Source organism: Paenibacillus sp. J22R98, from assembly GCF_059383835.1.
In genome coordinates this window covers 280,858-301,053 of the sequence record NZ_JBXENW010000006.1, presented here as the reverse complement: position 1 = coordinate 301,053, position 20,196 = coordinate 280,858, and the positions used below count along the sequence as shown (strand labels likewise).

Sequence of the window (20,196 nt, the reverse complement as noted above, 5' to 3'; positions counted from 1 at the left end):
TAAGAAATGGCAAGAAAAGAAAAGATTACACTCTTCGCCGCGTGCTTACTTACAACTTCGCTTATGCTTTCGGCATGCGGGGAAAACAACAATGCGGGTAATGAAGCTTCGAAGCAATCGACAGAGAGTGAAGCGACATCCGCAAATAATGGCGCAAATACAAACACGACATCGACTAACACGGACGCTGAAGGCACGGTTGACCCATTCGGTAAATACGTTCCGCCTATTACCGTACATTCTGTACGGATGGCCCTCCCGGCAGACCGCTTTGAGAATGGCGATACGAATGAGAATAATGTTTGGACTAGAGAGTATGACAGCGCTTTAGGCATTAAGCTTGTGTACGACTGGCTAGGCGATCCAAGCGGTGATAGCAACAAATTGGATATTTCCATTGCTTCTAATGACATTCCGGATGTATTCGGCGTCACTACGAAGCAGATGAACCAGTTGGTAGAAGGCGAGCAAATTCAAGATTTAACAGAGGTATGGGAGAAGTACGCTTCACCTGCACTGAAGGAATTGGCAAATCAAGATGGAGGACTTGCACTTAAATCAGCCACCTTCGATGGTAAACTGATGGCGATTCCGAAATTCGGCGGAAATATTACGAGCGCAGATATTCTGTGGATTCGTACGGATTGGATGGAAAAACTGGGCATGCAGCCGCCGAAGACGATGGATGAGCTGCTCAAAATTTCTGAAGCATTCATGACCAAGGACCCGGACGGGAACGGCAAGAATGACACATTCGGCCTAGCGATCAGCAAAGAGCTTAGTGGTTTGACCGGCTTCTACAATGGATTCCACGCTTATCCCGGCATTTGGGTGAAAGACGCATCAGGCAAGCTGACGAACGGAAACATCGCTCCTGAAATGAAAACAGCATTAGGGGAGCTTCAGAAGCTGTATAAAGCAGGCTTCTTGGATAAAGAGTTTGCCGTGAAAGATGGAGGTAAAGTGATTGAATCCATCTCACAAAACAAAGTAGGCATCTATTTCGGCGCGAACTGGTATTCTTACTGGCCGTTTAACGATGCTAGAAAGCAAAATCCAGGCATGGAGTGGAAGCCGTTTCCGATCGTTTCCGCAGATGATAAGCCGGCAATCGCAGGCGTAGGCTTCCCTGTATACGAATATTATGTGGCTAAAGATGGCTTCGAGCATCCTGAAGTGATCGTGAAAATGCTAAACCTATGGCTGGAACGTGCTTATGGGCAGACGGCGGACTGGGCGAAGTACTCCGTATCCGCAAAAGGAACAGAGCTCTTCCAATATCCGGTATTCCAAGTATTCGCACCTAATAAGGACGTTCCGGATAACTACCTTGCAGTTAAAGGGGCAGTGGAATCCAAAGATACAGCTGCGCTGAATCCGGAGCAAAAGTCCCTGTACGAGAAAATCACGGCGTTTATGAACGGCGACCAAGAACAGTGGGCGACTTATCGCCAAGCAGGTCCGACGGAATCTTCATTCGAGGTATTGGCTGGTTATAAAGATACCTTGCTTACGACGGGTTACCTAGGCGCCAATACGCCGACGATGGTTGAGAAACAAGGCGTGCTGGACAAATTGCAAAATGAAACCTTTACCAAAATCATTATGGGCGCTGCGCCGATCGAAGAATTCGATAAGTTCGTCGAGCAATGGAAGAAGCTTGGCGGCGATCAAATTACAGCTGAAGTGAATGATTGGGCAGCAAAGCAGTAATAGGAAGTGAATAGAAAGAGAGAGGAGGGTCCCTCACTCCTCTCTCTTTACTTTTATAGGGAAACTAGGAGGTGCCTCTATGTACAGAAGGTTGAGAAAGGAACTTCCGCTGCATGCCATGATTTTTCCCAGCTTTATTTTCGCTCTTATTTTCAGTTATTTCCCGATGGTTGGGATCGTGCTCGCCTTTCAGAAGTTTATTCGCCTTAAAGGCAAGGGGTTAATGGGCTTTTTCCATTCCAAATGGGTGGGCTTCGATAACTTTCATTATATCTTTATGATGCCGGATACGATGCAGGCGATCCAGAACACGCTCATTATTGCCTCTATTAAAATTGTTGTCGGCCTTATTGTACCTATTGCGATCGCCCTGCTGCTCAATGAAGTTCGAAACGCGTTAATTAAGCGCGGTATTCAGACGCTGATCTATTTGCCTCACTTTCTGTCCTGGATTATTTTGGGCGGAATATTAATTGACATTCTGTCCCCCGAGTCAGGGATTGTCAACCAAGTGATTAAGAGTCTGGGTTTTGAACCTATCTTCTTCTTAGGCAGCAACGATTGGTTCCGGCCAGTGCTAATTATATCGGATGTTTGGAAGGAGTTCGGCTTCAGTACGATCGTCTATTTAGCTGCGATTACAAGCGTGAACCCGTCCTTATATGAAGCAGCTGTCATCGATGGCGCTACACCCATGCAGCAAACGAGGCATATTACGGTTCCGACCATTTTCCCAATTGTGATCTTGATGATGACGTTAAGCTTAGGCAATGTGCTTAATGCCGGATTCGATCAAATTTTCACCCTGTATAATGCGACCGTATACGAAACAGGCGATATATTGGATACACTCGTCTATCGTACCGGTATCGTCAACGCGCAATACAGTGTTGCAACGGCGATGGGACTGTTCAAATCCGTCGTGTCCTTACTGCTGATTAGCATCTCGTATTGGCTCGCGTACCGACTATCTAACTATCGCATATTTTAGGGGGACAAACCTATGATTCATCGTCCGTCATTTAAATACCGTACGTTTAGCGTATTTAATCATGTTTTTCTTATTCTGTTATCGCTTCTATGTCTGGCTCCGATGGTGCATGTACTTGCCATTTCGTTTAGCACCAGCACTGCCGCGTCTGCCGGTCTAGTCAAGCTATGGCCTGTCGATGCGACAGCGGCGTCGTATTCGTTCATTCTATCGAACTCTCAGTTTGTGAAGTCGTTCTTCATTTCGATAGAGCGCTGCGTGCTTGGGGTAACGATCAGTATATTCTTTACGATCCTGCTGGCTTATCCTTTGTCCAAGGAAGTTAAGGATTTCCGGTTTCGGACCTTGTACGCCTGGTATTTCATGTTCACGGTACTGTTTGGCGGCGGGCTTATTCCGTGGTATATGACGATTAAGATGTTCTCGCTCGACAACTCGATATGGGGATTAGTGCTGCCGGGAGCGGTACAAGTGTTTAATGCCGTTCTCATGCTGAATTTCTTCCGCGGCTTGCCGAAGGAACTGGAGGAGTCCGCATTCATTGACGGTGCTTCGCATTGGACGACACTGTGGCGAATTCTTGTGCCGATTTCGATGCCATCGATTGCGACCATCCTGTTGTTTGCCTTTGTCGGTCAATGGAACTCCTGGTTTGACGGGCTGATTCTGATGAAGTCACCGGATAAATATCCGCTTGCTACGTATTTGCAGACGATCATCATCAAACCCGATTTCAACAAAATCAGCATGCTGCAGGCGAAGCATATGTCCGAGATTTCCGACCGTACGACGAAAGCCGCTCAAATTATCGTAGGCTCATTGCCGATCTTGCTTGTATATCCGTTCCTGCAAAGGTTCTTCGTAAAAGGAATCGTTGTGGGAAGCGTGAAAGAGTAGCAATGTAAATATCATTCATTTGTTGGAGAGGACTGTACATTCATATGGCAAAGCTGAGCCGCAACTGGCGCATTTTCGTGATTCATCACTCACATACCGATATCGGCTATACAAGAAGACAAGAAAGAATTGAGCAATTCCATGTCGATTTCATTCGGCAAGCCCTGCAAATTACGAAGCAAATCGGGCAAGGGCAGAAAGCGGAGTGGAAAGGGTTCAAGTGGACGTGCGAAACCTTCTGGGCTGTCGAAAAGTTTCTGGAGGAAGCGAGCGAAGAGGAGAAACGTGACTTCGCGGAAGCTGTACGCAGCGGCGATATCGAGCTATCCGGTACCTATCTGAATATGACGGAGCTTGCCGATTACGATTTGCTGCAAGCGATTCATGCCAAGGCTGCCGAATACGGAAGAAGCATTGGCGTGCACGTGGATTCAGCCATGACGGCTGACATTAACGGCTATAGCTGGGGTTATGGACAAAGCTTATTGGATTCGGGCGTGCAGCATTTATTCTCCTGCATTCATACGCATCACGGCATGTTCGTTTTGGGACGGAAGCAGACGCCTTTCTGGTGGGAGACGCCAAAGGGAGAGAAATTGCTCGTCTGGAACGGGGATCATTATTTCTTAGGCAACGAGCTGGGGATGTGTCCGAATGCCGTAGGCAGCTATATCATTCGCGATGAGTTCCATACGCCGGCGATCGTCAGCAACCATGATGAAATGATGGAGACACGAATCGACCGTTATTTAAGTTTGCTTGAACAAGAGAATTATCCATATGATTTCGTGCCGGTAACAGTCTCGGGCCTTGCGACAGACAACGGGGCGCCGAACGGAGCGATTATGGATGTCATCAACAGATGGAACGCCAAGCATGGGGACTGGGTGCAGATTCAAATGGCGACCTTAAGTGAATTTTTCAATCATTTGAAGGAACAGCCGATCGATATCCCTGTCTATGCCGGCGATTGGCCGGATTGGTGGTCGGATGGCGCAGGTTCTACTCCGATGCATACGCAAATTTTCAAGGATGGCCAACGCGTGCTTCGCAAGGTAAAGCGCCTTGATCCGGAGCAGCGTATTGTAAGCCGCCAGGAGCTTGACGAAATTGAGCGTCAGCTCGTCATGTACGCAGAGCATACATGGGGATTCCACACCTCCGTTCATCAGCCATGGCACTTTAATGTTCAAATGCTTGAGGTGCGGAAGCTTGCCTATGCCGCCAATGGCAGCCGTCTGGCGCATTCCGCGTTAGATAAAGTGCGCAATGCGATGGGGGGCACGCTGCTTCACCCTGGCCGCGCGTTCCGTTACCGCGTCGCGAATACGGAGCTTCAGCATTCCAGGCAACTAGTTGAAATGGAATGGGAGGGCTTCGAGAATGAACCCTTCAAGGAGGGCATCGAAGTCATCGATGAAAGCACGGGACTTGTCGTCCCTCATCAGCCCGGCTATCAAAGCGTAACGATCGAAGCCAGTCTTGAGCCAGGTGAGCAGAAGGCGTTCAGGCTTCGTCCGGCCAAGGTATCTAAGGCGAAAACAACGAATAATTTCAGGCTGCTTGCCGCGGACAGCGTTGACGACGTTCATGATATGTTTCCGAGCGGAAGAGCGGAAGGGACCGTTGTTGCAAATCAGTATTCTATTGAATCCCCATTCGTTCGGATCTGCTGGACGGAAGAGAAAGGCATCATTTCTTGGATCAACAAGGAAACCGGGGAAGAACAGATTCGCGATGACAGCAAGCATGGGGCGTTCACACCTGTTTATGAAGTGACACCGGGCGTTTCGGCTCGCGGTTCGATGGGGCGCAATCGGAAAGGGATGAACGTTCGCCGTTCGGCCGGTCGCCTAGTAAAAGCGAAACTATTGGATAACGGGCCGATGTTCGGTTCCGTAGAGCTGCAGTTTGAGCTTCCCGGCGTAAGCTATTATTCCTTGTTCCTAAAGGTGTATGCGAAGATTAACCGAGTTGATGTTGCGGTGCGGCTCCATAAAGATTCCGTATGGGAACCGGAGAATGTCTATTTCTCATTGCCGTTTACATCGGGATCAGAAAGCGAACAGACGTTATGGATCGAGAAAGCGGGCGCGCTGGTTCGTCCATGGGTAGATCAAATACCGGGCTCTCTCCTTGATTTCACTTGCATTCAAGAAGGACTTGCATATGTGAGCGATAAAGGCTCGCTTATGCTGGCAACGCCGGATACGCCGCTTCTGCAGCTGGGCACGCTTGAGTATGGCAAACGCCTGCTGCATACGCAGCAAACGGAAGATATAAAGCCTGAGCTATACATATGGGCGATGACGAATTACTGGGAAACGAATTTCAAAGCAACGCTGGGCGGCTTCTACGAGTTCCGCTATGGTCTGGAATGGAGCGGGAATGTTGCATCCGCTGCTGAAGCGATTGGACATTGCCATACCATGAGCGCAGGACTGACGGTTTGGCGCATTGGAGAGGAAGAACCGGATGAAAGCAATTAAACGGGTCCATGTCATTTTCAAAACGCATTTGGATATCGGATTTACCCATATGGCGCAAGATGTGTTCAATCGATATATGAATAGCTTTATCCCGCAAGCATTGGAGTTATCGGAGAAGCTTGCTCGCGAAGATGGACCAGTCAAGTTCATATGGACGACGGGATCGTGGTTAATCAAGCAATATCTGCAAAATGCGTCGGAGCCGATGCGCGCTCGTATGGAGGAAGGTATTCGGGAAGGACGCATCGTATGGCACGGCCTGCCGTTTACGACCCACACGGAGATCATGGATGAGCGTTTGTTTGAGTATGGGCTTTCGCTTGCGCAAGAGCTGGATGAAACTTACGGCCGCAAAACGATTGCTTCCAAAATGACGGATGTCCCCGGCCATACCATTGCCATTGTCCCGATGATGGCTAGCAAAGGCATTCAATATCTTCACCTCGGCGCGAATCCGGTAAGCAAAAATCCGGCGGTTCCGAAGCTATTCGTGTGGCGCGCGGCAGATGGTTCGGAAATCATCGTGAATTATGCCGACACTTACGGCAGGCCCTTCTATATGGACGGGATGGAGGACGCACTGTACTTTGCGCATACCGGCGATAACGATGGTCCGCCAACGCTTGCGGAAGTACGAGCGTTATATGAGAAGCTTCAGCATGATTATCCAGGGGCCGACATCATGGCGTCAACCATGGATGCGTACGCCGAGAAGTTGCTTGCAATCAAGCATCTATTGCTGGTCGTTACGGAGGAAATCGGAGATTCGTGGATACACGGCATCTCCTCTGATCCGTGGAAGATCGCGCGATATCGCGAGCTGCTTCGTTTGCGTGACAAGTGGGTAAGTTCCGGCGATCTGGATCCGCAAAGCGGAGCTTACGCCCGGTTTTGCGATGATTTAATGCTAATTCCGGAGCATACATGGGGCTTGAACGAGTCCGTCTATCTGGTTGATTTTGGCAGCTATTCGCCATCTTCTCTGGCTGCCGCGAGAGAGCGGGATGTGGTCGACGACACGAAGTGGAGAAAGTTTGACTATCTCCGTCAATTGGCAAACCCGATTCGCCGCTACAGCGAAGTGGAGCGTTCATGGCAAGAGCAGCGCGACTATCTATCTCGCGCCATTTCTGCTCTTCCCGGAGCTTTGGCGGAGGAAGCCGCATGCGCGCTTGAGCGGCTTAATCCTTCTGAGGAACGTAAAGTGCCCGTTCATGCTGAACCTATGATTATTGGCAAATCCTATGAGCTGGGAACATTCCGCGTTGCTTTCTCTTCCGAGGGCTCCATCTACTCCTTGATCGATGGTGGAGGGAAAGTGTGGGCGGATGAAGATCACCGGCTGGGCAGCTTCGTCTATGAAACGTTCAGCAAAGAGAGCTTTGACCGCTATTTTAATGAATATGTAACCAACCTGCCCATCCACCACAGCTGGGCAGAGGCGGATTTAGGCAAACCGGGAATTGAGTTTGTTGATCCGAAGCCGGAGCATCGACAGTTTAAGGCAAGAGTCGAGCGGATCGAGCTGGACAGAGAGCCGGATTATGACATCGTGAACGTAGAATTAGCGCTTCCGGATTACGCGCGTGAGCATCATGGAGCCCCGCAAAAGCTGAGCGTTCGATATACATTTCACCGCAGCGCTCCGCATCTAGAGGCAGAGCTTGAATGGCAGGGGAAACAAGCAAGCCGTCTGCCTGAAGCGAGTTGGTTCTCATTCTCGCCGCTTGTCGATAATCCGAATCTATGGGAAATGGATAAGCTGGGACGCCGTATTTCGCCGCTGTCTGTAGTCAAAAACGGCAATCGAAATATGCATGGGGTTCAGTCCGGATTATACTATGCAGGTGCAGACGGCAACGCGGTCATCGAAACGTTGGATACGCCTATCGTTTGTCCGGGAGAACGGAGAATTCTGCAGTTTGATAACCGCTTTGCCTCGCTTGACGGCGGGTTTCACTTTAATCTGCATAACAACGTATGGGGCACAAATTTCGTCATGTGGTTCGAGGATGATATGAAATACCGTTTCCGTCTTACGCTGCAGTCAAACGAATAATACGCTTGATGATTTAGATAGATACAAATCTATATAATATGACGTGATAGGTATTTTACAGGAATAATCTTCATTACTATAATGGGGTCTAACTCTGGACACAATGAAAATGAAAAACCACCTCCTTGTGGAGGTGGTTTTTCATCGCATTCGAATGACTGCGTATTCTCGTCCAAGGCTGATTGAGATTTAAGCCGGTCAACGATCGTTATTTACGTTCTTCAATCGATATTCGGTAAGCGAGACACCGAAATATTTCTTGAAGCTGGTGTAGAAGTAGTTCGATTTCTCTACGCCGCATCTCTCCAGAATTTCGTTGATCGGCACTTTCCTGTTTTCCAGATGCTCTTTGATTTTCTCCATTCGGACCATCGTAATGTATTCGGCTACAGATCTGCCGGTTGCGTTCTTGAACAGCTTCCCGAGATAGACGGACGATAAGGAAAGCGATTCGGCGCAGCTGTTCAATGAGAGATTCTTGTCTGCAAAGGCGGCGTGGATATGGTCGATGGCGGCGTTCACGATGTCGTTCTTTTTCCGGTCCTTCGCGCTGTCCTTCAGCGCGATAATCTCGTCAATCAGCTCGAAGAACGTACGCTCGATTTCTTCGAATGTCTCGAATCCGGACACTTTGTTGAAGAAGCTGATCGAAATCGAGTTGAATTTGGATTCCGAGCCTTCGACGATCCGGTTCAGGGAGTTGTAAATCGAGAAAAACAAATAAATGACCGACGTCAGGATATTGTCGTAGGAAGAATGCTCGATGGCCTTGATGATTTCCCGGTAGTTATCCTTGGCAGCTTCGCCACTCCCCAGCTTCAGGGAATCGATAAGCTGCTTTTCTTTGGACATCGGGAAGATGAAGGCGCCCGTATCCGTTTCTTTTAGCGTCTCCGGCGAAATGATACTGAAGTGGCCCGTCTTGATTCGATACATAGACAGGTTGAACGCTTCGTCGTATGCGCCTTTAATGCGATCGGGTGACTCGATAACGAAACCGAGCGTTCCGGTCAGTGAGAGGTTCAGAAGCTCCAGAACGCTCTCTTGGATTTTGCCGACGATGCCGTGGAATATATCCGACAGCTGCGACAGCTGCTCCGGGGCTCCGCCGATATCCGCCAGAACGGTGAACTGATCGTGCGCCGTCTCGACGACTTCATTTCTGAAACGCTCCCCCGTAATTTCCCGCGCAATATTCGTGATTGCGTATTGATAGAGGGAACGGTCTTTATCGCTGTGCCGATCTACGTAGTCTTTATAGAAGTCGATTTTCAAAATAAACAAGTAAAGGCGATTTTGAAAATCCAAATCGATTTGAAGCTCTTGCTGCTTAGCGATCAGTTTGTCGGTTGACAAGTGAGCGCGGCCGGTTACGACGGTTTTCAAAAATTCGTTTTTTATGACGGGCGTCGTGTTCCTCTTCATATTTTCCAGTACTTGCGTTTTATCGATCATCCCCGTGAACGCCGTGGACAAGTAGCCCAATTCATCCATGTTTTTGGAAGGCGCGCTATCCGGTCCCAGCTTCTGGATGATGCCCTTCGTAAGCGCTCCGATCGGCCTGTACAGTTTCTTGGAAGCGAGTACGGCGAACAATAAGCCGAGCAGTAAGACGATCAAACAAAAGATAAGGGTGATAATCCCATTCTTCTTGGCGGCGGAGAATGCGGTGTCATACGGCGTCAGGCTAATGAATTTCCATTTAAGGACGTCGGAAGAAACATAAGAGATGACGTGCTTCTCCCGATTCATCCGATCGATGTACGTGCCCGTCGGCGCGGACGCGGTAAACACTTCTTGGAGGTAGTCCTCATTCGAAACGTTTCTCATGAACATATCGGGAGAAGAGTGGCTGACGATATCTCCTTGATCGTCCAAAACGATAATTTCGTTGCCGAGCTTGTTCAGGGACGAGATGGTCAGCCTGAGCCATTCCGCATCCACGTTTAACACGATGGCGCTGTCGAAATTTCCTTTGTAATCGTTGTTATCGAACAAAATATACGTGTACACGTTGGCGGTTCTCTTATCGGAGCCGCGCGGCACCGGAATTTTTCTCGGAATCGGGCTCAGGCTAAGCGGTGCTACCGTTCCTGCATCGTTAATGAGTTGAATGATTTCCTTATCGTAGAAATTGGAAGCGTCATAGAAAGAACTTGAATCGATAACGGTATCGATGTGGCGGTTATACACGTAGGTCGAGTAGATGTAAGTGTTCGGGATCGTGAACTCCTTTAACGTGCGAATGGCACCCAGAATGTTTAAGAAGTCTTCGTCTTGATTGTCGTTACTATAGGCGAAGGCTTTAATAGCATTGTTCAGCATCAACGATTGGCAAAACTTTTTCGAAATATTGTCCATATAGACGGAGCTGTAGCTGATATTCGATAAGAGGTTTTCGTTCATTCCTTTAACAGTGCTTACGATAGAAGAATTGTAGTTGTAATAGAGCAAAGATGAAAGCACCAAGATCAGCGACGTGATGCTGGCAACGAAGGTGAGAAGTAATTTTTTGTACATGCAGTCAGGGCCACCTTTGCCTAAAGTAAACGCTTTCTAAATTGTATCAAAACTGGGTTGGCCGAAACAGGTTTACAATTGGATTTCCCTCCGTTTCTTGATTATTTAGAGAAAAACCCATTTTTCGTAGTTCAAACGGGCGGCATTTGATGCGGCGGACGAAGCGATTTTCGTTGAACGACCCTTTTCTCTGTGCGGCTCCTATCGAAAAATCGTTGTTTTGATCATTATTCATTGTTTTCAACAGCAGCGCCGAGAATTTATGATTGGGCTACAAAAAAGAAACGGAGGAGAAATGGCGATGGAAAGAGTTGCGAAGGCCTTGCAGCCGTCAAAAACAAAAACCAATAGAATAAGTCTAAATCGATGGCCGGTCATTGGTGAACTCATCAAAAACAAAACGATTTATGCCATGATGCTTCCGGGATTACTGTTTATCCTTCTTTTCTTCTACCTCCCGATGTTCGGAGCCGTGATCGCGTTTAAAGAATTCGATCCGATCAAAGGAATATGGGACAGCAAGTGGGTCGGGTTAAGCAATTTCAAGTTCTTCTTTCAATCGGACGCGTTTTTTCAAGTGACGTTTAACACACTCTTCTATAATGGGATTTTCCTCGTAACGGGGATCGGCCTCGGGTTGGTGGCTGCGATTCTGCTTAACGAAATCGGCAATCGTCATTTTGCCGGCGCGTACAAAAGCGCGATCTTGCTTCCCTTCTTCTTATCCTGGGTAGTCGGCAGCTATTTACTGTATGCGTTTCTGAGCACGGATAACGGAATTCTTAATAAAATGATCGTTCATTTTAGTGGGGAACCGATCGATTGGTATTTTGAACCTTCGTATTGGAGGTTTATCTTGCCGGCCGCTTATATTTGGAAAAACGTGGGCTACTTCGCGGTTTTCTTCGCAGCGGGGATTACTACGATCTCCCCGGAGTATTATGAGGCCGCGAAGATCGATGGTGCTAACAGATTCCAGCAAGCTCTTAAAATTACGGTACCCATGCTGACTCCGATTACGATTATTTTGGTGCTCCTGCAGGCGGGGAAGATCTTTTACGCGGCTTTTGGGGATTGGGGAATGTTCTATACCCTTCCGAAGGACCAGGGGATCTTGTTCAGCGCGACCAATGTCATCGATACTTACGTCTATCGCGCTTTGCGAGGGATGAACGACTTCGGCATGTCTTCCGCGATCGGATTCTATCAGAATTGCGTCGGATTTGTTCTCATTATGGTATCGAACTGGATCATTCGAATCTACGACCGCGACAGCGCTTTGTTCTAGGAGGCCAAAGATGAAGCAGCCCATTCTATTTAAATTATCCGTGAACGCGATCTTTCTGATCTACTCCGCCTTGTGCGTCATTCCGTTGATTGTCGTTCTTTCCATCTCGTTGTCTGATGAAGAGTCTATCTTTAGGACCGGCTATCACATTCTTCCGGTGGATTTCAGTTTCCAAGCTTACGAATATATCCTGTTCGGATCATCGCCCATCTTGCAGGCGTATGGGGTCACGACGATCGCTACTTTGGCGGGAACGATTCTGCATCTGATCCTCTCGTCCATGCTTGCTTACGGACTCTCGCGAAAAGAAGTCAAGTATCGGCATATCGTCGCTTTTCTTGTGGTGTTCTGCATGCTGTTTAGCGGCGGACTTGTGCCATGGTACATCCTGATCACGAAATACCTTCATCTCAAAAACACGTTGTTCGTGTTATTCATCCCGTATCTCGTCTCTTCAATAAACGTGCTCATCATGAGGAATTTCTTCATCGGGATTCCGGATTCGATCATAGAGTCGGCTAGGATTGACGGGTCGGGCGAGTTTAACACGTTTATCAAGATGGTTGTCCCTTTATCGACGCCTGTATTCGCTACGATCGGGCTTATGACTGCGGTGTTTTTCTGGAACGATTGGTTTACTAGCGCTCTCTTCATCGAGGATGGCAGGCTGTATTCGCTCCAGTACCTCCTTCAGTCCATCATGAATAATATCGCTTATTTGCAAGGAACTGCGTTCGGCGAGAAGATGGCAGTCACGATACCGAGCGAGACGGCCAGAATGGCCACATGCATCATGGCAGTAGGACCGATCGTGGTGGCATACCCCTTATTGCAGAGATATTTCGTCAAAGGGTTGACGCTAGGCGCCGTTAAAGCCTAAAGCAAGGCTATGCCGGGCAAAGCGCCCGTTTAGCATACACATAAAAAAATGGAGGTCAGATCAGCAATGACGATTAAGAAGAAAGTGGCAGGCACAGTTCTAACGTCGCTTATATCCCTCGCTATTGTACTTACCGGATGCGGCAGCAACGGCACCAACGGCGGTAATTCGACGAACCAAGGCGCTAGCACGAACACAAGCGAGAATAATACGGCGCCGGCAGCTTCGGATTCCACGTCGACTTCCGAGAACACAACGACTTCCGAGAACACAACGACGGAACCGGCGAAAGAGCTGGAGCCCGTTGAGCTGACTTATTATTTCCCGAATACGCCTCAGAAGGATATTCAATTGGTAGAAGATGAACTGAACCGCCTCGTGAAGCCGAAGATTAACGCAACGATTCATCTTAAACTCATCGATTGGGCTGCGTACGACGAGAAAATGAATGTCATGATGGCGTCCGGCGAACCGTACGACCTTGCCTTTACCGCCACATGGAGCAACAACTACTTCCAGAACGTCGCTAAGAACGCGTTCGTTCCGATGAATGATCTCATCGATCAATATGCGCCGGATCTTAGAACAGTGGTGCCGGATATTTTCTGGAAAGCGGTCACTGTCAAAGGCGAAGTGTACGCTGTACCGAACTTCCAACAAGCAACTGCCGGATACGGCTATCAAATTAAAAAATCGCTTGCGGACAAGTATAACCTCGATTGGAAGTCCGTGAAGAGCTTATCTGATCTGACTCCGTTTCTTGACACCATCAAGAAAAACGAACCCGATCAAATCCCTTGGAACTGGTCAGACGCTTTCATGACGGGGCCTCCGATCTTCGGCATGGAAGCGCTCGGCGATTCGAAAACGCCAGGCTACATTTATTTGAACGATGGCAGCATGAAGGTTGTTAACCAGTACGAAACGCCGGAATTCAAAGCATACGTCACGCTGATGCGCGATTGGTTTAAGAAGGGCTATATCATGAAAGACGCGGCGACGAGGGACGCAAACGCGGACCTTAAAGCAGGCAAAGTCGCCATGCAGCTCGGTCAGATCGATCTGGACTCTCTCGACTTCCAAGAGGCTTACGGATCCATGCCTGCGGGAAGGATGGCCATTCAGAATCCTGCAGCGGAATCCTACGACTTCAAATTCGTTCAACCGCTGCTTACGACGGATAAAGCAGCCGCGACCAATACGGCAATTTCCGTGACATCCAAAAACAAAGAAAGAGCCATGATGTTCCTCAATCTTCTGAACACCGACAAAGAAATCTATAACGTCTTGGATTGGGGCGTCGAAGGCAAGCACTACACGAAAATCGGCGATAACCAAATCGAATTGGCAAAAGACAGCGGCTACCTCCTGTGGGCCGGTTGGGAGTTCGGCTATATGGGCAACGCCTATTACCTGTCGACCGATAAGCCTGAAGCCATTAAAGACGACAAAGGCAATCAATTGTGGATTAATCTGAACAAGAATGCGACTCCTTCCAACGCATTGGGCTTCGTGTTCGACTTCACGCCGGTCAAGTCCGAGAAAGCGAACGTCGACGCGGTCATCGAAGAAATGTACAAAGCACTGTCTTCGGGCTCCGTTGATCCGGACAAATATTTGCCTAAGTTCATCGATAAGCTCAAAGGCGCCGGCGCGGATAAAATCATTGCCGAGAAGCAGAAGCAATTGGACGAATGGAAAGCGGCTAATAAGTAAGTGAAATAGGACGGAGAAAGGGAGCTTCCGCTCGGGAAGTTCCCTTTCTTTAACGAATAAGGTGGCAGCAATCGCAGCAGCATGGAGGAGAGGGATTTTCAATGAAACCAATTACAGCGGTTTTGATCGGAGCCGGACAAAGAGGAGCAGGAGCATATGCTCCCTACGCATTGAGTCATTCTGAGGAAATAAAGTTCGTTGCCGTCGCGGACGCGGATACCGGGCGACGGGAACGTTTTCGGCAAGAGCATAACCTCCCGGAACAAAGCTGTTACTCGAGTTGGGAAGAGCTGCTCGCGGGACCTCGACTCGCGGACGCCATTCTGATCTGCACGCAAGACAAAATGCACTTCGAACCCACGCTTCAGGCACTCGAGAAAGGATACCACGTCCTGTTGGAAAAGCCGATGTCGCCGGATCCGCTGGAGTGTTTCATCATGGGCGAATATGCAGAGCGCTTTAATCGGGTGCTTTCGATCTGCCATGTGCTACGGTATACGGACTTTTTCACGGAGATCAAGAAGCTCATTTCAGACGGCCGGATTGGCAAGCTCGTCTCGATCCAGCATACCGAGAACGTCGAGCACCGGCACCAAGCACACAGCTTCGTAAGAGGGAATTGGAGCAACTCCGACGTTTCCAGCCCGATGATATTAGCAAAAAGCTGCCATGATATGGACATCTTGCAATGGTTGGTCGACGAGGAATGCGCCAAAGTGTCTTCCTTCGGCTCGTTAACCTATTTCCGCGAAGAGAATGCACCCGAAGGAGCGCCGTTACGCTGCTTGGACGGTTGCCCCGTACAAGATTCCTGCCCTTATTACGCACCTAAAATGTACATCGAAAGGGATGACTGGGCCGCCGCGATTCTGCGTTCCATCGTCAGCAACGATACGAGTGACGAAGGCGTACTCGAAGCTTTGAAGGAAGGGCCTTACGGCCGATGCGTCTACCATTGCGATAATAATGTGGTCGACCATCAAGTCGTAAACCTGGAGTTTGCCAGCGGCGCAACCGTCGCGTTCACCATGAGTGCCTTCACGTTCGAAGGAGGCCGTTCGGTGAAGCTGATGGGGACGCTTGGGCAAATTCGGGCGGACATGGAGAAGAACGTCATCGAAGTGACGAGCTTCGTAACCCGGCAGACGGAAACGATTCTCCTCGACACCGAAATCACGGGTCATGGCGGGGGGGACACGAACATCATGCGCGATTTCGTCCGGCTCGTTCAAAGCGACGGCAAGGAGAAAGGACGCACGGGTGCGAAAGAATCCGTGCAAAGCCATCTGATCGCCTTCGCCGCGGAGAAATCGAGGGTGGAAGGCCGTACGATATCAATGCGCGACTATATTGCGGAGTTGAAAACGTTGGCATTAACAAAAGCTTGACGCGTGCCGTGGAGATGCCTTCGGAACTGCTATTACGCCCAAGGGGAACAAGAGGGGGCAGCAAATGGACAGAATGGCCATCGGTGTCGATATCGGCGGAACCAATTTGAAGATGGGGCTTGTAAGCAGCCGAGGACAAATCATCGCTGATCATTCGATTCCCTTGCCGCGAGGCGAGGATAATAAAGCGGATCCTGCTTTCATTAGCCAACAGGTCGCTAATTTTATCTTGATGCTGGGGACGGAAAAGGATCAATTGGCAGGTGTGGGAATCGCTTCTCCAGGAATCGTGGATCCGGGCCGAGGCATCGTGAATGAGGCCGTGAATCTGGGCTGGCAGCAGGTTCCGCTCGTGGCCATTATGCAGGAAAAGCTTCAAATGCCTGCACGACTGACTTGCGATGCGGTTGCCGGCGCTCAAGGGGAAAAATGGTTTGGTGCCGGGACCGGCTTGGACAGCTTTCTTTATCTATGTGTGGGAACAGGCGTTGGAGCTAGCTTGATTCTCCAACAACGTATGTTTGAAGGTGGATGGGGGCCGATTCTCAATATTGGCCATACAAGCATCATCCCGGACGGTAAACTGTGCAAATGCGGAAATCGGGGCTGCTTGGAAACTTACGTATCCGGGGCGGCAATGAAAGAACGCAGCGGCTTGGACGCTTATCAAATTTATATGGCGGCTCATCATGGTGATTTATATGCGGTTAAGCTATTTCAGGATGCCGGCGAATTGCTCGGAATCAGTTTGGTGAATTGCATGCAGCTTTTCGGTGTAGGAAACGTCATCATCGGTGGAGGTTTCAGCCAAGCGGACCGGATCCTGCTCGATCCGGTGCGGAAGACAGTCATGGAACGAATACCGTCATCGAATACGCTGCGTGTTCATATCGAGCAAGCTGCGTTTCCGACAACTGCCGGTATTATAGGCGCTGCGGCGCTGCTATTACAACCTGAATTAGAGGTGAAATGAGATGTTACTGGATCAATATATCCAAATCGTACAAGAGCAACTCAATCACATTCTCGAAACTCAACGAGGGAAGATTACGGAAATCGCAGGTAAAATCGCGGATTCGATCGCAGCGGGCGGAATCATGCACGTGTTTGGGAGCGGACACTCCCATATGATCGCGGAGGATGTCTTTCATCGTGCCGGTGGTCTCGCCTGTGTGAATGCGATGCTGGAGCCATCCCTAATGGAGCTGAATATCGGAAGAGCTACTTTATTGGAAAGGCTGCCGGGCTATGCCGAGGTGCTGCTGACCGGTTATGATCTACGCCCTGGTGAAGTCATCGTCGTGGTATCCAATTCCGGCATAAACGCTGTTCCGATTGAAGTGGCTCTTGCTTGCAAGCAGCGAGGACTGTACGTCGTCGCGTTGACCAACATGGACCACTCGATGAAGACGACATCACGCCATGAGAGCGGCATAAAACTACATGAAGTCGCCGATATCGTGCTCGACAATTGTGGTGTATATGGGGACGCCGTATTGTCATACGATGACAGCGGACAAAAGATGGGAGCGACGTCGACGATCGGCGGCATAGCGCTCATCCAAGCGCTTACCGTGGCCATTGTTGAGGAGCTGCAAGCGAGCGGATATAAGCCGCCGGTATTAATAAGTGCCAACCGGGATGGGGGCGATGGGCACAACCAGAAGCTCATTGATCGCTACCGGGGTCGAATACGTTATCTTTAAAGTACGGTGCTGATTGGAAATTACAAGCCTTTTCTCTACGGGAGCCCTTATTTTGAGGGCTCCTTGCATTTAAATCAATCGACTCTGCTTCCGATAATCCGTTGGAGAGATGCCAACGGTCTGCCGGAACAGCTTGGTGAAGGCGTGTACGGAAGAAAAACCGTATCGTTCGGCGATCACAGTGACGGAATCGTTCGTACCGCTAAGGTCGTTCCGGGCTTTATCGATGCGCCGCCGGTTCCAATACCGCTTCGGTGTGAAGCCAGTTTGAGCACTGAATAACGCATGGAAGTGACCGCGGCTCAGTCCGAGCGTCTCTGCCCACAGGTCGGTATCGCCGTATTCTCCCCCGGCATTCATGTCCATGTATGCCTTAATCTTTGCGATACGCGGATCGGTATCATCGTTCTTGCGCCGTGCGAGCTGATAGAGCTGATGAAGCAGCAATTGAAAATGGCCGTTAATGGCGAGACTCTCCGGGTAATCCTCGTGATGGAGTACTTTGTAATCGGTGGATAAGGCTTCAAACAGTCCTTTCCAGTAGCTTTGCGCGTCCACTGTGAGACATTCGGGAATGCCCATGTCAAGCGGCTCATCAAGCATCTCGGGATCGTGTTTCTCAGCACTCAGGCACAGAAGGTCTCCGGTAACCATAGCCAGCGGCTTTGGCCGATACGACCATTCGAAGAACACGCACAGGAACGCAAAAGGAGGGCTGTCCGGATCGACTTCCCACGTATGCGAAATACCCGGCTTTAATGAGAACAGCGTGCCGGCCGGCAGCCGGATAAATGTGCCATCCTCGTAAAGCACGCGGGCACTTCCGGATTCGATAAAATAAAGAGAAGGGACGTAACAGATCCGGTAAGCAAACCTAGTTTCCGGCCGTATCGGTACCCGAATGGAGAATCGTACAAAAGGATAAAAAGATGTCATTTCATTCATCCTGCTCTACTTTTATTTGTTATAAATCGTACAAACGGATCAATATCATACTTCTAGCTAAAGACGGAAAGTCCTCTTTCAGACATAATGAATCCAAGGAAGCGATTTCAATTCTAGGAGGGCAAATTAGAATGCCGGATACGAATTTCATCCCAACGCAGGAAGATGTAGATTTCTTCAGGACCAATGGATACTGGATTTCGCCGAAGATTATTGATGATGAGCGATTGGAAAGGCTGCGCGACAGAATGGAGCGGGTGTATGAGGGAGAATTCGAAACCGGAACGGCACCGGATGCCGTCTGGCGCCGCGAGACGAGTCGTCCTAACTCCCTTCGCAAGACCGACAATGCGAACTTGGCCGACTTGACGATCCGCGCGCTAGCCCATGACTCGCAAATCGGACAGATTGCCGCGGCGCTGAAAGAAACGAATACGATTCGTTTCTGGGAGGATCAACTGCTGCTTAAACCGGCGCAATCCAGCGGAAACGCGGCGAACGTCGGCTGGCATCAGGATTATCATTATTGGGGCTGTTTTCAAAACCCGGAAACGATGATCACCGCATGGGTAGCCTATGATGATGTTGACGAGGAGAACGGCTGCATGCAAATGGTGCCGGGCAGCCACTTTTGGGGGATTTTGAACGGAAACGATTTTTACGAGCAAAACATGCAAAAGCAGCTGCAGGACATGGCGCCGGAAGGGCAAATCGCTCGAACCGTTCCTATTATTATGAAAGCAGGTCAAATAAGCTTCCATCATAGTCTAACAATTCACGGAAGCGGGCCTAATGTATCCGACCGAGTACGCCGTTCGTCGGCGCTTCATTATCTTACGGCAGAGACGCGCTATCGGGCGGGATTCGCCGATGAATACTCGGAAATCAAGAAATTCATCGCTGCCGGCGGAGTAGACGGAGACATCGTGCAAGGGGACATGTTCCCGGTCGTTTACAGTAAAGCTTAGGCAGCAATCCATGATAGAATTTGCCTCCGTCCAATCGGGGGCATTTTTGTCTTTCTTTCTATAGCTTTGAATCTATATCATATGACGATTTAAGTATTATACATGCTTGCTTTAACTCCCTATAATTAGTTCCAATCTGAGACTAGAGCTAAGAGGGGAATAGATATGAGCAGTACATTTTCCGAAAATAGAGTATTCGATGTTATAAGGCAAGCTCGCATCTTAGTCGTTGATGATAACGAGATTAGTTATATGCATGCTAAAACCATCCTAATGGAGATGGAAATGACGATTGATCTGGCGAAAAGTGAAGCTGAGGCCATAGAAATGGCTCTTCAGAAGCGCTATGATGCCATTCTGTTGGATATGGTCATGCCCGCCTTGGACGCGGGGACTGCTGCTAATCAATTACGACTACTGGATAACGGAAGACGAGTCCCTATTATCGCGATGACAACGAATTCAATAAGAGGAAAAGATAAACAGACGGAGAATATGGAGATGGATGCTTATCTATCGAAACCAATCGAGCCCATTAGGCTATTATGTGTGCTGCGGCGGGTGATTTTAAGCTCAAATAATAATCAATCGTATCATTCAGACGGGATTTTTGATCTATAATTAAGCGAACGTTAT

The 20,196-nt window shown here is 49.2% G+C and carries 15 protein-coding genes; 13 read left to right on the top strand and 2 right to left on the bottom strand.

Annotated elements, in window-relative coordinates:
* Nucleotides 1-6: 6 nt before the first annotated feature.
* The 5 genes from AC50Y3_RS18935 (at nucleotide 7) to AC50Y3_RS18915 (ending at nucleotide 8,149) form a co-directional block, all read left to right on the top strand.
* Nucleotides 7-1,713, top strand: coding sequence for an extracellular solute-binding protein (locus AC50Y3_RS18935; RefSeq protein ID WP_494820281.1), 1,707 nt, complete (start codon nucleotides 7-9; stop codon nucleotides 1,711-1,713).
* A gap of 79 nt (nucleotides 1,714-1,792) precedes the next feature.
* The gene (locus AC50Y3_RS18930) at nucleotides 1,793-2,704 is read left to right on the top strand and encodes an ABC transporter permease (protein ID WP_494820280.1); all 912 of its coding nucleotides are present in this window, start codon (nucleotides 1,793-1,795) and stop codon (nucleotides 2,702-2,704) included.
* A 12-nt stretch (nucleotides 2,705-2,716) separates the two neighbouring features.
* Nucleotides 2,717-3,601 carry a carbohydrate ABC transporter permease gene (locus AC50Y3_RS18925; RefSeq protein WP_494820279.1) on the top strand — a complete coding sequence of 295 codons (885 nt, stop codon included), beginning with the start codon at nucleotides 2,717-2,719 and terminating at the stop codon, nucleotides 3,599-3,601.
* A gap of 44 nt (nucleotides 3,602-3,645) precedes the next feature.
* Nucleotides 3,646-6,090, top strand: coding sequence for a glycoside hydrolase family 38 N-terminal domain-containing protein (locus AC50Y3_RS18920; protein ID WP_494820278.1), 2,445 nt, complete (start codon nucleotides 3,646-3,648; stop codon nucleotides 6,088-6,090).
* Nucleotides 6,077-8,149 carry a DUF5054 domain-containing protein gene (locus AC50Y3_RS18915; protein WP_494820277.1) on the top strand — a complete coding sequence of 691 codons (2,073 nt, stop codon included), beginning with the start codon at nucleotides 6,077-6,079 and terminating at the stop codon, nucleotides 8,147-8,149. Before AC50Y3_RS18920 ends, AC50Y3_RS18915 begins: the two co-directional genes overlap by 14 nt.
* 198 nt (nucleotides 8,150-8,347) lie before the next feature.
* On the opposite strand, the gene AC50Y3_RS18910 is transcribed toward AC50Y3_RS18915, so the two are convergent.
* On the bottom strand, nucleotides 8,348-10,669 hold the full coding sequence (locus AC50Y3_RS18910; RefSeq protein ID WP_494820276.1) for a helix-turn-helix domain-containing protein: 2,322 nt from the start codon (nucleotides 10,667-10,669) through the stop codon (nucleotides 8,348-8,350).
* 301 nt (nucleotides 10,670-10,970) lie between these two features.
* Here AC50Y3_RS18910 and AC50Y3_RS18905 point away from each other — a divergent pair, with 301 nt between their 5' ends.
* The 6 genes from AC50Y3_RS18905 (at nucleotide 10,971) to AC50Y3_RS18880 (ending at nucleotide 17,647) form a co-directional block, all read left to right on the top strand.
* Nucleotides 10,971-11,957, top strand: coding sequence for an ABC transporter permease subunit (locus tag AC50Y3_RS18905; RefSeq protein WP_494820275.1), 987 nt, complete (start codon nucleotides 10,971-10,973; stop codon nucleotides 11,955-11,957).
* A 10-nt stretch (nucleotides 11,958-11,967) separates the two neighbouring features.
* The gene (locus AC50Y3_RS18900) at nucleotides 11,968-12,837 is read left to right on the top strand and encodes a carbohydrate ABC transporter permease (protein WP_494820274.1); all 870 of its coding nucleotides are present in this window, start codon (nucleotides 11,968-11,970) and stop codon (nucleotides 12,835-12,837) included.
* A gap of 66 nt (nucleotides 12,838-12,903) precedes the next feature.
* Nucleotides 12,904-14,553, top strand: coding sequence for an ABC transporter substrate-binding protein (locus AC50Y3_RS18895; protein ID WP_494820273.1), 1,650 nt, complete (start codon nucleotides 12,904-12,906; stop codon nucleotides 14,551-14,553).
* Between the two features lie 101 nt (nucleotides 14,554-14,654).
* The gene (locus AC50Y3_RS18890) at nucleotides 14,655-15,941 is read left to right on the top strand and encodes a Gfo/Idh/MocA family protein (RefSeq protein ID WP_494820272.1); all 1,287 of its coding nucleotides are present in this window, start codon (nucleotides 14,655-14,657) and stop codon (nucleotides 15,939-15,941) included.
* Nucleotides 15,942-16,005: 64 nt separating this feature from the next.
* On the top strand, nucleotides 16,006-16,914 hold the full coding sequence (locus AC50Y3_RS18885; protein WP_494820271.1) for an ROK family protein: 909 nt from the start codon (nucleotides 16,006-16,008) through the stop codon (nucleotides 16,912-16,914).
* A gap of 1 nt (nucleotide 16,915) precedes the next feature.
* A complete protein-coding gene (locus AC50Y3_RS18880) occupies nucleotides 16,916-17,647 on the top strand; it encodes a sugar isomerase domain-containing protein (RefSeq protein ID WP_494820270.1) in 732 nt (243 codons plus the stop codon).
* Nucleotides 17,648-17,716: 69 nt separating this feature from the next.
* Here AC50Y3_RS18880 and AC50Y3_RS18875 read toward each other — a convergent pair whose 3' ends face one another.
* Complete coding sequence (locus tag AC50Y3_RS18875; protein WP_494820269.1) at nucleotides 17,717-18,583, bottom strand: helix-turn-helix domain-containing protein; 867 nt, start codon at nucleotides 18,581-18,583, stop codon at nucleotides 17,717-17,719.
* Between the two features lie 140 nt (nucleotides 18,584-18,723).
* On the opposite strand from AC50Y3_RS18875, the gene AC50Y3_RS18870 reads away from it, so the two are divergent.
* Both AC50Y3_RS18870 and AC50Y3_RS18865 read left to right on the top strand, forming a co-directional pair.
* Nucleotides 18,724-19,560 carry a phytanoyl-CoA dioxygenase family protein gene (locus tag AC50Y3_RS18870; RefSeq protein WP_494820268.1) on the top strand — a complete coding sequence of 279 codons (837 nt, stop codon included), beginning with the start codon at nucleotides 18,724-18,726 and terminating at the stop codon, nucleotides 19,558-19,560.
* Nucleotides 19,561-19,725: 165 nt separating this feature from the next.
* Nucleotides 19,726-20,181 (top strand): response regulator, encoded by a 456-nt coding sequence (locus AC50Y3_RS18865; protein WP_494820267.1) that lies wholly within the window; start codon nucleotides 19,726-19,728, stop codon nucleotides 20,179-20,181.
* Nucleotides 20,182-20,196 lie beyond the last annotated feature (15 nt).